This is a genomic window from Falsigemmobacter faecalis, from assembly GCF_003863335.1.
GTDB classification, from domain to species: domain Bacteria; phylum Pseudomonadota; class Alphaproteobacteria; order Rhodobacterales; family Rhodobacteraceae; genus Wagnerdoeblera; species Wagnerdoeblera faecalis.
Genome location: NZ_RRAZ01000016.1, coordinates 53,456 through 68,492 on the forward strand (window position 1 = coordinate 53,456; position 15,037 = coordinate 68,492).

At 66.3% G+C, this 15,037-nt stretch carries 5 protein-coding genes; all 5 read left to right on the top strand.

Annotated features, from left to right (window positions below):
• Positions 1-266 precede the first annotated feature (266 nt).
• The 5 genes from EG244_RS12185 to EG244_RS12205 all read left to right on the top strand — a co-directional run bounded on the left by EG244_RS12185 (position 267) and on the right by EG244_RS12205 (position 15,017).
• Complete coding sequence (locus EG244_RS12185; RefSeq protein WP_124965270.1) at positions 267-866, top strand: superoxide dismutase; 600 nt, start codon at positions 267-269, stop codon at positions 864-866.
• Positions 867-1,117: 251 nt separating this feature from the next.
• Positions 1,118-2,380: a metallophosphoesterase family protein gene (locus tag EG244_RS12190; protein ID WP_124965271.1), complete on the top strand. Its 1,263-nt coding sequence runs from the start codon at positions 1,118-1,120 to the stop codon at positions 2,378-2,380.
• Entirely contained in the window at positions 2,380-5,790 is a 3,411-nt protein-coding gene (locus EG244_RS12195; RefSeq protein WP_124965272.1) for an ATP-binding protein, read from the top strand. Before EG244_RS12190 ends, EG244_RS12195 begins: the two co-directional genes overlap by 1 nt.
• An 18-nt stretch (positions 5,791-5,808) precedes the next feature.
• Positions 5,809-11,982 carry a DUF3320 domain-containing protein gene (locus EG244_RS12200; protein WP_124965273.1) on the top strand — a complete coding sequence of 2,058 codons (6,174 nt, stop codon included), beginning with the start codon at positions 5,809-5,811 and terminating at the stop codon, positions 11,980-11,982.
• A gap of 1,949 nt (positions 11,983-13,931) precedes the next feature.
• Positions 13,932-15,017 (top strand): AbrB family transcriptional regulator, encoded by a 1,086-nt coding sequence (locus EG244_RS12205; protein ID WP_124965274.1) that lies wholly within the window; start codon positions 13,932-13,934, stop codon positions 15,015-15,017.
• Positions 15,018-15,037: the final 20 nt, after the last annotated feature.

Consider the following 15,037-nt stretch of genomic DNA (forward strand, 5'->3'; position numbering starts at 1 on the left):
GGCCGGATCAAAGGCACGCGGGCCGCGATCTGCCCGGCCTGCAGCCCCGAAGCAGCGGCAGTTCGCCATGGCCCGTCCGGGCGCGGGAACCCTTGCGGCGGCCTTTGGGTTTTTCTGATCAGGCCCATCTGCAATCCGCATCACCAAACCGCTAAAATCCTGAAAAATCCATAGCCTGCGGCGGCAGCCTGCCGCATCACGCCCTTGACGTCATGCGTCGAAAAGCCCTTATTCGTCGCAGTCATTCAAACCGGAGAGGAACCGTCATGGCCTTCACCCTGCCCGAGCTGCCCTATGCCCACGACGCGCTTGAAGCGCTTGGCATGTCGAAAGAGACCCTCGAGTTCCACCACGACATCCACCACAAAGCCTATGTCGACAACGGCAATAAGCTGATCGCCGGCACCGAGTGGGAAAACAAATCCCTCGAAGAGATCGTCGTCGGCACCTATCAGGCCGGTGCGGTTGCGCAAAACGGCATCTTCAACAATGCCTCGCAGCACTGGAACCACAACCTGTTCTGGGACGTCATGGGCCCGACCGGCAAAGAGATCCCGGCGAAACTCGCAGAAGCGCTCACCGCCGCTTTCGGCTCGGTTGAGAAGTTCAAAGAGGACTTCGCGGCTGCCGGTGCCGGTCAGTTCGGTTCGGGCTGGGTCTGGCTGGTGAAAGACAAAGACGGCGCGCTGAAGATCACCAAATCGGAAAACGGCGTGAACCCGCTGTGCTTTGGTCAGACCGCGCTGCTGGGCTGCGACGTCTGGGAGCACTCCTACTACATCGATTTCCGCAACAAGCGCCCGGCCTATCTGTCGAACTTCCTCGACAAACTGGTCAACTGGGATGCCGTTGCCGCAAAACTCTGATCGCTGTCAGATTTTGGAAAAGACCCGCCCTTCCGGCGGGTCTTTTTTATTGCAGACCGTCAGGAACCACGGGGGGAACCAGGCTGCGCGGCACTCCCTCTGGCCAGGCCCCCAGATCGCACCCCGATTTTCCCCCGGCAAAGCCGCAGGCCCTTCCGGAGAAACAGTTTATAAACGCAACCTCATGGAGACTTGCCCGGGGCGGCCGACCCGCTCATAGTTGAGACGGCTTCAGGTTCAGGTAACAGATTTTGGCTTTTCGCTTCATTCACACGGCAGATCTTCACCTTGATGCCCCCTTAAAGGCCATTGCGCTGCGCGATCCGGATCTCGCGCAACAGGTGGGGGTGGCCTCGCGCCTCGCATTGTCGCGCATCATCGATTTATGCCTTGAGGAACGCGTGGCCTTTCTGCTGATCGCGGGCGATCTCTGGGACGGCACCTATAGCTCCACCCGCACGCCGCGCTTTTTAAAGCAGGAGCTGATGCGGCTGAACGAGGCGGGGATCGGCTGCTACATCATCAGGGGCAACCACGATGCCCTCGCGCGGCAGACCGGAGAGCTGGACCTGCCCGCCAGGACCCATCTCTTTGGCGCGCGCGCCACGACCGCAGAATTTGACTGCGGCGGGCAGCAGGTCGCCATTCACGGCCTGAGCTTTCGCGAAGCCCATGCCCCCGAAAGCCTGCTGCCGCGCTACCCCGCGCCCAAACCCGGCGCCTTCAATATCGGCCTGATGCACACCAGCCTGAACGGCAGCCCCGGGCACGACAATTACGCGCCCTGCAGCCTCGCGGATCTTGACGGCCATGGCTTTGACTACTGGGCGCTTGGCCATATTCACCGCCGCAGCGAACATCGCGGCCGCGCCACGATCGTCATGCCCGGCATCCCCCAGGGCCGCGATATCGGTGAAGCCGGGGCCGCCTCGGTGACGCTGGTCCATGTGGCCGACGACCTCAGCGTGACGCTCGAAGAGCGCTCGGTGGCCTGCCTGCGCTTTGATCGGGTCGAGGTGGACTGCAGCGGGCTGGAGGACTGGAGCGCGCTTCTGAGCGCCCTGGAAACCGCGATCCGCAGCGCCGCAGACCGCAGCCGCGAAGAGGATCATCTGGTCATCCGCCCCGTTCTGCGCGGTGCCACCCCGCTTGCCTGGCGGATCAGCCGCGACCTTGACCGGCTGAGCGAAGAGGCCCGCGCCATGGCTGCCGTCGCCGGGATCTGGATCGACAGGCTTGAGCTGCGCACCGCTGATCCGCAGGCGGCCCCGGAGGCTGCGGGCAGCCATCTGCCGGCGGAACTGGTGCAGACGGTTCTGACCGAGCTGCCCCGCGATGCGGCCCTTCTGGCCGCGCTCAGCAGTGCGGCGCAGGATCTGCTGAAGGATCTGCCCTCCGATCTGCGCGATATTTTCGGCGGCGATGAGGCCGACTTCGCCAGGCGCTGCCAGGAGATGCTGGCCGAGGGCGCGCCCCTGGTTCTGGCCGGGCTGAGCATGGATGAGGCGACGTGATGCGGCTCGAACGCCTTGATCTGACGCGCTATGGCCGCTTCACCGACCGCAGCCTGAGCTTTCCCCCGCCCGCCCCCGGGGCCGCGGATCTGCACATCCTTTACGGTCCGAACGAGGCCGGGAAATCGACGCTTTTTGCCGCCTGGCTGGATCTGTTGTTCGGGATCCCCACCCGCACGCGGTATGACTTCCTGCATCCCGGCCCCACCCTGCAGATCGGCGCGCGGCTGTCGCATCCGGGCGGCACGCTGGAGATCCGACGCCTCAAGCGCAACAGCGCCAGCCTGACCGATCTGCACGGCGCGGCCCTGCCCGAGGCCAGTTTGCAGGCCGCTCTGGGCGGGCTGGCGCGGGACGGCTATTCGGCGATGTTCTCGCTCGATGACGAGACGCTGGAGCGCGGCGGCGAAAGCATCCTCTCCAGCCGCGGCGATCTGGGGCAGATGCTCTTTTCGGCCAGCGCCGGGCTGTCGGGGCTGGTCCCACAGCTGGAAACCCTGCGCCAGAGCCTTGATGGTTTTCACCGCAGCGGCAAGCGCAGCGGCTGGCTTTATGACGCCAAAAAACAGCTCGGAGAGCTGGAGCGGCAGCGCCGTGACCTCGATATCTCAGCCGGCACCCTGCAACGCCTGAGCAAAGAGGCTCAGGTCAGCGAGCAGGCCTGGCAGGAGGCCCGCGCCCTGCAGGAAGGTCAGGAAAAGGACTTCGACCGGCTGCAGGAACTGGCCGGAACCCTGCCGCTTCTGGCCCGTCTGGCGCGGCTGCAGGACCACTATGCGCCGCTGCGCGATCTGCCCGAGGCCTCTGACGCGCTGCAGCAGCGGTTTGAGCGCGCCGGGGCGGAACGCGAAAAGCTGACCAACCGGATCCGGGACCGGGCCCTGCGCCTGCAGGGGCTGGCCGATCAGCGGGCGGACCTCTCGCCCGACCCTCTGGTGCTGGCGCGCGCGGAAGACATTGAGGCCGCTGAGGCTTTGCGGCCCGAGCATGACAGCGCCCGAAACGATCTGCCCCGCCGCCGCACTGAGGCCGCAGAGGCGCAGGCGCAGCTTTCCGACATTCTGGCGCAGCTTGGCCAGGCCGGGGCGGACCCGCAGAAAATCAGCCTTGCCCCGGCCCGGATGGCCGCATTGCGCGCGCTTCTGACCGCGCGCTCGGGGCTGCAGAACAGCGCCGGCACCGCCGCCCTCGAAAGCCGCAGGGCCGCGGATTTTCTGGAGCGTGAGACCGCAAGGCTGGGCGATCCGGGCCCCGCAGAGGATGAGGCGGCCCTTGCCGCGCTGGTCTCGCGGCTGCGCAGCCAGGACCCCGCCGATGCCCTGGCCCGCGCTTTGCGCGACCGCGATCAGGCCCTGAGCCGGGTGGACGCAGCCCTTCTGGCCCTGGCGCCCTGGAGGGGCGATGCCGCAGCGCTGACCGCGCTTGCCCCGCCTGCCGGATGGCAGATCGCCGACTGGGAAACCACCCTTGAGGCCAGCCGCACCGCCGAGCATGACGCCCGCAGAGACGCCGCCACCCTGCGCGACGACATCAGCCGTCTCGGGCGCGAGGCCGCGGGCCGCGAGGCCGCTCATGCCGCCAGCGGCGTCACCCTCTCGGATGCCGCCGGGGCAAGGCGGCTGCGCGAAGCGCAATGGGCCGCACATCTGAGCGATCTCAATGCCGCAAGCGCGCGCCGCTTTGAGCAGGCGCTGCGCGAGGATGACCGCATCTCGGTCCTGCTGGCCGAAACCATGGCAGAGGCGCGGCGCGCGGCGCAGGACCAGGCCGCGCTGGCCAGCGCCGAAGCCCGGCTTGAAGCGGCCGAAAGCCGTCTTGAGGCCGCGCTCACCGCACAAAGCGCCACGACTGAGGCGGTTCAGGCCGCGTCCCGGACGCTTGGTCTGTCGGGCAGCGCGCTGGCCGATCTGAAGTCCTGGCTTGATCTGCGGATCAGGGCTCTGAGCGAAATCACGGCGCTGCGCGATGCCGAGGCGGGTCTGACCCGCAGCAAAGCCACGCTTGAAGCCGCCGCACAACTGCTCAGGGCTGCGCTTGGGGCCCAGGCCGAAGCACCTCTGCAGGCTTTTGAGCTGCTGCTCGCCACCGCCGTGGCCCGGATCGAAGCCTCTGAGCGGCGGCGTGAAGCGCGCCAGCATCTCACCACCCTGGCCGCCGATCTGCGCGAACGCAGGCAGGCAGAGGCTGATGCGGCCCACGCCTTCAGCACATGGCGCAGTGACTGGAGCACGGCCACGCGCGACACCCTGCTGGCGGCCTTTTGTGACGATGATCCGGCGCTGAGTTCGGTGCTCGATCTGCTCGATCAGCTCAGCGTCACTGCGCAGAAAGCCCATAGTCTGCAGGACCGTGTTGCCAAGATGGAGGCGAATTGTCAGCGCTTTTCAGAGGCGAAATCCGCAGCTCTTGCGGCCCTGGAGATGGCACAGGACCAGCCCTGGAGCGATGTGCTGCAGCGCCTGCGCCGCGCGCAGGACGCCGCGCGCGATCACGACAGTCTGGACGGGCAGATCGCCAGAGAAGGCCAGGATGAGGCTCAGGACCAGCGCGCCCTCGCCGCCTGTGCTGAGGAGATCGCCGGGATCGGCACTCTGCTGGGCTGGACTGAGAGTGAGAGTGAAGCTGAGGTTGCGGGCAGCCTTGCAGATCACCTCCGCAAGTGCCGCGAGGCCGCGGGTCTGCGCCTTGAGATCGACGAGCTGCAAAAAGAACTGCGCGACCGCCCTGCCCCCGCGGCAGAGGAAACGCCCGATGCCGTGCGCCAGCGCCTTCTCGATCTCAGAGCCGCGCTGTTCATTTCACGCGCCGGGACAGAAAGCCGCCTGACCAGCCACCTTGAGGCGAAAAGCAAAGCAGAGGCCGTGGGCGGCGACGATCAACTGGCGCGCATCGCGGCCGAGCGCGAGAACCTTTTGCTGGAACTGCGCGAAAAGGCGACCGCGCATCTGACGCAGAAGTTCGGGCTGATCGCCTTTGAAGCGGGGCTGCGCCGCTACCGCGATCAGCACCGCAGCACCATGATGACCCGCGCCTCAGAGGCCTTCAGCCGCCTCAGCCGGGGCGCCTACAGCGGCCTTGCCGCCCAGCCCGACGGCGCGCAGGAGGTGCTGGTCGCACTTTCCGCAGCCGGGGGGGCAAAGCTGGCCGCAGATCTTTCCAAGGGCGCGCGGTTTCAGCTTTATCTCGCCCTGCGCATCGCCGGGTATCATGAGCTGGCACAAAGCCGCAGCACGGTGCCCTTCATCGCCGATGACATTATGGAGACCTTCGACGACGACCGCTCCGGCGCCGCTTTCACGCTGCTCGCCGATATGTCGCGCGTTGGCCAGGTGATCTATCTGACCCACCACCGCCACCTTTGCGACATCGCAAAGTCGGCTTGTCCGGATGCAAATATCATAGAGCTGTAGCCGCAAAGAGAGACCATGATGCCCGATGATCTGCACGCCATCGCCCGGGCCGACACCCCCGGCCTGATCCTGCATCCCGTCCTCGCGACAAAGGTCAATTTTGCCACCGCCCAGAACGGCGTGGCGGTCATTAAGCGTCTCTCAATCGAAAACCCCGGCCCCGATCCGGTCGCCGGCCTGCGCCTCACGCTAACGGCAAGCCCCGCGATCTTTCGCGAAAAGACCTGGACAATCGACCGGATCGCGGCGGGCACCACGCTCAATCTGAGTGACCTTGAAACCCCGCTCGACAATGCCCTCCTCGGCGGGCTCGATGAGGCGGAGATCGGCCAGATCGCCTTTCGCCTCAGCGCGGCGGGTCTGGAGGAAGTGACCGCCCCCCACCCCATTGAGATGCTGGCGCGCGACGAATGGGGCGGGCTGGCCGAGATGGATAATATTCTCGCGGCCTTCGTCTCTCCCAATCAGCCCATGGTCGCCCGCCTTCTGAAAGAGGCATCACAGCTTCTGGAGGCCGCAGGCCAGTCCGGCGCGATGAGCGGCTATCAGTCGAAAGATCCGCTGCGGGTCTGGATGATGGCGGGCGCAATCTGGTCGGCGGCGACCGGGCTGGGGCTGACCTATGCCGTGCCCCCCGCCTCTTTTGAACGCAACGGACAAAAGGTTCGCGACCCGGACCGGATCGTCTCGGAAGGACTGGCCACCTGCCTCGACAGCACCCTGCTGCTGGCCGCCGCTTTTGAAGCTGCCGGTCTGAACACCGCGGTCCTGTTCTCACAGGGCCATGCCTGGGTGGGTGTCTGGCTGGTGCAGAAAGATTTCGGCCGCCTCGTTGAGCCGGATGTGGTCACCGTCCGCAAAGCGGTCGTGGCGCGCGAATTCGTGACGCTGGAGACGACGCTTTTGACAAAGCGCCCTGGCATCGGCTTTGAAGAGGCGGTGCAGACCGGCCGCGATCACCTGTCTGAGGCGCGGGAGAGTGAATTCATTCAGCTGGTGGATATCAACCGCGCCCGGGCGGCCCGCATCCGCCCGCTCGCCAGTCACCGCGCCCAGGAGAGCGCCGCGACCGGGCAGATCAGCGCCGCGCCTGCCGCTTTGCCACGCCCGCTGGATCTGGGGCTGCTGCCGGGGGAAATGGTGGATGAGACCCCCGCCACCCCGCTTGGCCGGGTGGAGCGCTGGCAGCGCAAACTGCTGGATCTCTCGCTCGGCAACCGCCTGCTGAATTTCAAAGATACCCGGGGCGCGATCGCCATGGTCTGCCCGGATATTTCCGCAACCGAAGACCGTCTTGCCAATGGCGAGACCTTCCGGCTGCTGGCGCTGAAAGATGAGAACGCGGTCTCGGGCCGCGATGTGCCCGCCGAAGAGGCCCGGCAGATTGAGCAGGCGCTGGCGCGCGATGCTCTGGCACGCGGGCAGATCCCGGTGCCGCTGACCGCCCGCGAGATGATCAACCGGCTGACTGAGCTTTACCGCAAAGCCCGCAGCGATCTGGCAGAGGGCGGCACCAACACCCTCTTTCTTGCCGTCGGATTTCTGCGCTGGAAGCGCACCGGGGGGGACAGCCGGTCTTACCGCGCGCCGCTGCTGCTGCTGCCGGTGCGGCTTGAGCGGCGCTCGGCGCAGTCGGAATTCCGCCTGAGCCAGCTGGAAGATGAGGTGCGGATCAACTCGACCCTGCTGGAGATGCTGAAGCGCGATTTTGAACTGCGCCTGCCGGAGCTGGAGGGCGAGTTGCCGCGTGACGCCAGCGGGCTTGATATCGCCCGCATCATGGAGATCCTGCGCCAGCGGGTGCGCGATGTCGCGGGCTTTGAGATCGTTGAGGAATTCGCCCTCTCCACCTTTTCATTCGCGAAATATCTGATGTGGAAAGATCTGGTCGACCGCACGGGCTCGCTGCGCGAAAGCCCCATGGTCGCCCATCTGATCGACACCCCCGCCGAGGCTTTTGCCGGGGCCGGGACCGCCATGCCGCGCCCCTCAGATATCGACCGCAAACATGCGCCGGGCGATCTTCTGGCGCCGCTTCCCGCCGACAGCTCGCAACTCGCCGCTGTGCTCGCGGCGGCTGCGGGGCGGGATTTCGTGCTGATCGGCCCGCCCGGCACCGGCAAAAGCCAGACCATCACCAATATCATCGCAGACCAGCTGGGCCGCGGCCGGACGGTCCTTTTTGTGGCCGAAAAATCCGCCGCCCTTGATGTCGTGCACCGCCGTCTTGAGCGGCACGGGCTGGGCCATGCGGTGCTGGAGCTGCATTCCAATAAAGCCGACCGCAAAAGCGTGCTGACGCAGCTTGGCCGCTCCTGGGACCGCGCCACCTCGGCTCAGGCCGAGGACTGGATCCGGGTCTCAGAGGATCTTCGGCTGACCCGCGATCAGCTGAACGCCTATGTCGACGCGCTGCACCGCCCCGGCACCCAGGGCTTCAGCGTCTATCAGGCCATCGGCCGCTGCGCCGGACCCGCGCCGGGCTTTGCGCTGCGCTTTGAGAACAAAGACTGCCATGATCCGGCGGGCTGGCACCGGCTGTGCAACCTGGCCCGGGAGCTTGGTGAAAGGCACCGCATCGTCGCCGACCTCGATCAGGGCGGGCCGCTGTCGCTGCTCGATCAGGGCGAGTGGTCCTTTGGCTGGCAGGACCGCTGTCTGGCCGCCGCCCGGGCTTTGCGGGAGGCGCGCCAAAGTGCGGCGGATGCGCTTCAGGCGCTGGCCACAGGGCTGGGCCTGTCGTCGGGTCCCGCAGCAGAGGCGGATGCCGCGGCGGCCCTGACATGGCTGGCAGAGCAGCGGCTGAACCGGCCGGGCATTGCGCCTGAGGCCCTGAAGGATCCGGCAGCCGCAACCGCCGCCCTCGACGGTCTGACAAACGGGCTGGAGCGCGCGGCCCAGGCGCGGGCCGCGCTCGCAGCGCAGTATCCTGATGAGGGGCTGGACGGGATGCCGCTCGACGCGCTGGAGCTGCAGTGGCGTGAGGCGCAGAGCCGATCCTGGCCCTTTGCCGGAATGGCACAGAAAAAGCTGCGCCGCCTGTTGCAAAGCTACGCCCTGTCAGGGACCTGCGAGCCGACAAGCGATCTGGCCGCGCTGAAAAAGCTGCTGCAGGCGCGCCGGGACATCGCAGCCTCGCCGCTGCGTCCGCTGCCGGGGTTTGCACAGGAGGCGAGCGATATCGCCCGCCTGCGCTCAGAACTGGAGGCCGCTGCAGAGTTCCTGGCGCTAGAGCGCCATCTGCGCGCCGCCGGTCTGCCCGAGACCCTGCCTGAGACCTACCGCGGAGAGCTGTCGCGCGCCTCGGGCGGTCTCTTCGCCCCGCTTTTGCAGGCGGTCAGCCAGACCGCCCAAGCCGCAGCCGCAGCCCAGGCGGACTTCACAGCGACCGGCGGCGCCCCGGCGCAGGGCCGCGAAGATCTGCTGAGCGGGCTGGAGCCGCTGCAGCACCGCTTTGGCGACTGGCTGAAATGGCGCAGCTCGCGCGCAAAAGCCATCGGCGCGGGCCTTCAGCCCCTCGTGCTGGCCCTTGAGGACGGGCAGCCCCTGGCCGATACCACCCGCGCCTTTGAGCAGGCCTATATGGGCTGGTGGCTGCGCCTTGCGATGGACGCCGAACCCATGCTGCGCGGCTTTGCGCATTGGCAGCATGACGCCCTGATCCGCCGGTTCCGCGAGCTTGATGATGCCCTGGCCGGTCTCGCCTCGGGAGAGGTGATGCGGCGGCTGGGCAATGATCTGCCGCTGCGCGATTCCGTGCCGCGCGCCTCTGAGCTGGGCGGCCTGCGCCATCAGCTTGGCCTGCAGCGGCCCACTAAAGCGATCCGCACGCTGATCGGCGATATGCCGGGAAGTTTCACAAAACTTGCCCCCTGTGTGCTCATGTCGCCGCTGTCGGTGGCGCAATATCTTCCCGCCGGTCAGGCGCAGTTTGATCTGGTGATCTTTGATGAGGCCTCGCAGATCTCCACCTGGGATGCGATCGGCGCGATTGCGCGCGGGCGGCAGGCCATCATCGTCGGAGACCCAAAGCAGCTGCCGCCGACGAATTTCTTTGGCCGCAGCGACGAGGGCGCGGAGGACGGCGCAGAGATCGCCGAGTATGAAAAGGACATGCCCTCGATCCTCGATGAGGTGGCCGCCGCGGGCATTCCGACCCATCGGCTGAACTGGCACTACCGCAGCCGCGATGAGGCGCTGATCGCCTTTTCAAACCATTTTTACTACGATGGCGGGCTGGTGACCTTCCCCTCCCCTCTCTCCGGCAGCGAGGCGGTCCGGCTGCACCGGGTTCAGGGCGTCTATCAGCGGGCAAAGGGCTCCACCAACCCAGAGGAGGCGCGGGCGATCACCGCCTTCATCCGCAAACGCCTCGAAGCCTGGCTGAAGCGGCCCGAGGCGGCGCGCCCCACCCTCGGCGTCATCACCTTTAACGTGCAGCAGCAAGGGCTTATCCTTGATCTTCTGGACGCGGAGCGAAAGGCCAACCCCGCGCTTGAGTGGTTCTTCTCAGATGATCGTGAAGAGCCTTTGATCGTCAAAAACCTTGAGAATATTCAGGGCGATGAGCGCGATGTCATGCTGTTTTCGATCACCTTCGGCCCGGATCAGGCCGGGAAGATCACCATGAATTTTGGCGCCATGAACAAAGACGGCGGCGAAAAACGCCTCAATGTGGCCGTGACCCGCGCGCGGGCAGAGCTGCATGTGTTCGCCTCGCTCAGCGCCGATCAGATCGACACCAGCCGCACAGCGGCGCGGGGGGTTGCGGACCTCAAAGCTTTCCTCGACTTTGCAGCCCGGGGCAGCGTGGCGCTTGCGGCGCAGGATAGCGGCTCCGCCGGCCCCGCGGATTCGCCTTTCGAAGAGGCCGTCAGAGAGGCTCTGCGCGCGAAAGGCTGGGACGTTCACAGCCAGATCGGCGTTTCGGGGTTTCGGATCGATCTCGGCGTGCGGCACCCGGATCACGCCGGCGCCTGGCTGGCCGGCGTGGAATGCGATGGGGCGCGCTATCACTCCTCAGCGACCGCGCGCGACCGCGACCGCATCCGCCAGGCGGTGCTGGAGGGGCTGGGCTGGACCATCCTGCGGATCTGGTCGACCGACTGGTTCCGCGCCCCTGAGGCCACGCTTCAGCGGGTCTGTGACCGCCTCGCGGAATGTCTGACGGCAGACCGCGCAACCCGCGCAGCCGCCGCAGCCTCTGAGGCAGAAAGCGCCGTTCCTGACTCCCCGGCCGCATCCGAGGCTGACACCCTGTCTCCGCCGCTTCAGCCAGAGCGTGCGTCCCAGGCCCCCGCCAGAGAATCTGAGGTGGAAAGCGCCGCCCCGGACCTCCCGAAAGCCTCGCCGGCATCCGAGGCCGAGACCCTGTCTCCGCCGCCTCAGCCAGAGCGCGCAGCCCACGCCTCCGCCAGGGAAGCTGAGGCGGAAAACTCCGCCCCTGACCTCCCGAAAGCCTCGCCCGCATCCGGGGCCGATACCCTGTCTCCCCCGCTTCGGCCAAAGCGCGCAGCCCACGCCTCCGCCAGGGAAGCTGAGGTGGAAAGCGCCGCCGCTGACATCCCGACAGCCCCGCCCCCGTCCGAGGCCGGGGACGGCACCCCTGCCCTCGCTCATTGCGGTCCGTCAGGGCCCGAGGGCGGATCTGTCCCGCCGGGGACTGCGGCCCTTTCTGATGGCGAAGTCCACCCGGCGCCGATCCCTGAGCCGGAGCGTTTCTTTGATGCCGCCTATACGCCGCAGCTGACAGCGCTGATGGCCGCGGTTGTCGCCTCACAGGGACCACTCCCGGAAGCGACGCTCGCGCGCAAAATCTCGCAGCTTCACGGCTGGCAGCGCACCGGGGCGCGCATTCAGGCGCGCATTGCCTCTCTGCAGGGGGTTTTTGACACCAGCGATGAGGGAGGGGCCGCCTTTTTGTGGACCCCTGGCAGCCTCAGCGACCGGGTGCCCTTTAAAGGTCTGCAGGACCGCGCGCTGCGGGAGGTGTCCCGCGCCGAGATTGCCGAGCTGATCGACCGGCACGCCGCACGGATCGCTGCAGCAGAGGACCCCGACCTTGAACTGGCGCGGCTTATGGGGATCTCCCGCCTCACGCGGGATGCGAGAGACTACCTCAGCTCCTGCCGCGCCTGGCGCGGGATCGCCGCCCCGACCGCCGCAGAAGACCAGCATCACGCCGAACATTAACGGGTTTGATGGTTTGCCATGACGGCGTCCCGCTTTCCCTGCACCCCGCTTTGGGTGGGTGCAGGGGTGACGAAGGATATGCAGTGCAGCCTCCCCCTGTCGCCGCCGCGTGACAGAAGGCCAGCTCACCACCAGACAGAAGCCTGTTGCGATCTTCGCCATGCCGCTGACCAGCCCATCGGTGACCGTCTCTATCTGCATCCTTTGGGGTGAGCCTGTGTCCAATGGCTCTAAACATGTGGCTTTCTCCGCCCCCGAAACACGACGCTCCGGTGCGGCTCAGGACAAGGCGGCGGTCGAAGATAATCGCTCGTCAGGTCGTGAAAGCGGATCACCAGGAGATCCTGTGGCCCCGCCCTGCCTCTCAAATTGCTCTGGTGGACCGTTCTGAAAGCCATGGTTTTGTCCGCTGAGACCGTCACAGGCGCTGAGGGCGGCCCCATAGCGCGGCAGGCGGCAGGGGCGGGCCAGGCAACCCCGGTCACTGCGGAGCTTTTCATTTGAGATCAGCAAAGAGAGCCAGACAGAACCGCTCTGCCGGGTCCCGAGGGACACTTTGCTCCCCAAAGCCCAGGCCTTCAGCCGAAGACGTTCTGCAACAGCCCCTTGCGGGGAATCCACGCCTTGCCCGGCAGCCTTCAGGATCCTGTCATAGTTCCCGGCCCTGGTGTCAATCGGGGTTCCCGGGTCGGAAAGTCCGCCACCCCCGCGCCAGGCTGGCTCTCACGCACAGTCGCTGGCGGGATGTTCTGCTCCCCCTGACTGCTGCACCTTAACCCTGCAGGATCCTTTGGCACTGACCCAGGGCGTCATGACGGGTGCAGTTCCGGTCGCGTTGGCGGTCTGCAGCCGCAGGTGAGCGGGGGGCACGGGGTTCCGTACGCATATCAGAGGCAACGCGGCCTCTCGTCGGGGCAGGGTTATGTCTGCTCTCTGCGCATTCGGGCCTGCAATCTGCATGAACGTCCATTTCACGCCCGGGGGTCGGATCCGCGCTTCAGTCGGCGGTCCGCCTTCTCCGTCACCTTCGTCAGGCGCCTCGATGAGGGCGTCTGCGCCATATTGCGAGCGCCGGTTATAAAACTCCGCAGTGCGGATCCGGGGTTGGCTGCAAAGCGCGGATACAGCCACGCCGCCCTTGGCTTCCCCCGGCGCAGGCAGGATCTGCGGTTCGGTGAGCCTGGGCCCCTTTCATGGGGCTTTCCCCGATCAATGCCTGACGAAACCGCTTTCTTCAGACCGGATTGAGATGAGAGTGCGGGGGGGCCGCCATCCTTCTCCCGTCCCATGAAAAGATCACAGCATCAGCCCCTGAGATCAGACAGCGGGCACAACCTTCCCTGATCCGAAGCTGCCTGCCCTGCCAGTCAGCCGCGGCAGACCCTTGCGTTTGCGGCTTCAGTCTCAGTCCGGCTGTGACGATCCGGCTCAGCGCCTGTCCTGACGCTGAGAGCTTTCCCGTCCGGTGTCTGACAGCACCTGTGTCAGGCATGCAGGCGGCAAGAGCGCATCATTCGGAAGGAAAATAGCGCTCAGGAGCCGTCAGACAGGATCAGCTGCGTGGCGGCAGATGCGCCGGACCGATGGCCGGATCTCGGAAAGGCCAATGCGCAGGATGTCACTCTGACGAAATCAGCACATCATCGCCTTTGCAGCGGCAGGTCTGATCGGCTCAGGGCATATGCCACGGATCCGCAGGCCCCCCCTCTCCGAACCGATGAAGACGGCAAGCCCGGGTGACGCCTTTCCCTGGCCCGGCGCAAACGCCTGTTCGGAGGCAAACCGCAGGCGCGCCCCTCTCACCCCCCCGGAGCCAGGATGCCGCGTCTCAGACCTGCCCGCGGATCGGGCATTGCGCTGTGTCCTGGCTGCCCCATGCCGGGCTTTTTCGGGTTGCGTCTTGCACTTCCGGGGGCGGCGGGGGATGCCTGCTGCGAAGGGAAGCCGGAATGAGACTCACAGATTATCTTTACGGTCAGCGACCCGCCGTGGTGCTGGCGACCTATGCGCTTGGTCTGGCGGGGAGCCTGATCGCCATGGCCCTCGGGCTGCCGCTGCCGATGATGCTCGGCTCGCTGGTGGCGGTGGGGCTGGCTTCGGCGCTGGGGGTGAGGTTTTTCGGTGCGCATCCGGGCGTGCCGGAGAAATGGCGCATGGTGCTGCTGCCCATCGTCGGCACCGCGATCGGCGGCGGTGTGCCGGAAGATTTCATCGCTCAGCTGATGACCTGGTGGCCGACGGTTCTGGCGGTCTTTGTCTATGTGCCCCTGGCGCATTACCTCGGCTATCAGCTGTACCGCCGCTTCGGGCGTACCGAGCCTGCGACGGCCTATTTTGCCGCCATGCCCGGTGGCTTTATTGAAGCCATGGAGATGGGCCAGGAGCGCGGGGCTGATATGGCGATGCTCTCGATCCTGCAGTTTTTGCGGCTGATCCTGTGCATCCTTCTGGTGCCGATCCTGTTTTCGCTGATCTCGGGCCATGCGGTGGGATCTTCGGCCGGGGTGCAGATGCCGGGATCGGCGGCCCCTCTGGGGCTGTGGGACATTGCCATCCTGGCCTTCTGCGCCATCGCGGGCTTTTTTGGTGGCCGCGCCATCGGGCTTCCGGCGGCGGTGCTGGTGGGGCCGATGGCGCTTTCGGGGATCGCTCATGCCATGGGGCTGACGGCGGCGGTGCCGCCGGGCTGGACCATTCAGCTGACGCAGTTTGTGGTGGGCACCACGCTGGGGATGCGCTTTGCGGGCTTTGCGCTGCCGCGGATCTGGGCGGCGGTGAAGCTTTCCTTCGTCTATATCGTCATGACGCTGGCGCTGGCGCTGATCCTTGCGCTTTTGCTGGCTCCGGCGGCGGGGCAGCCGGTCTCGGCGGTGGTGCTGGCCTTTGCGGCGGGCGGCGTGACTGAGATGGCGCTGGTGGCGATCTCGCTGAACCTTTCGGCGGTCTATGTGACGCTGCATCATGTGGTGCGGATCATCGTGACGGTCTTCTTAGGCCGTTTTGGCTGGTCACTGCTGCGCAAAGCGGCGGATTAAGCGCCGCAGGTCCGGAACAT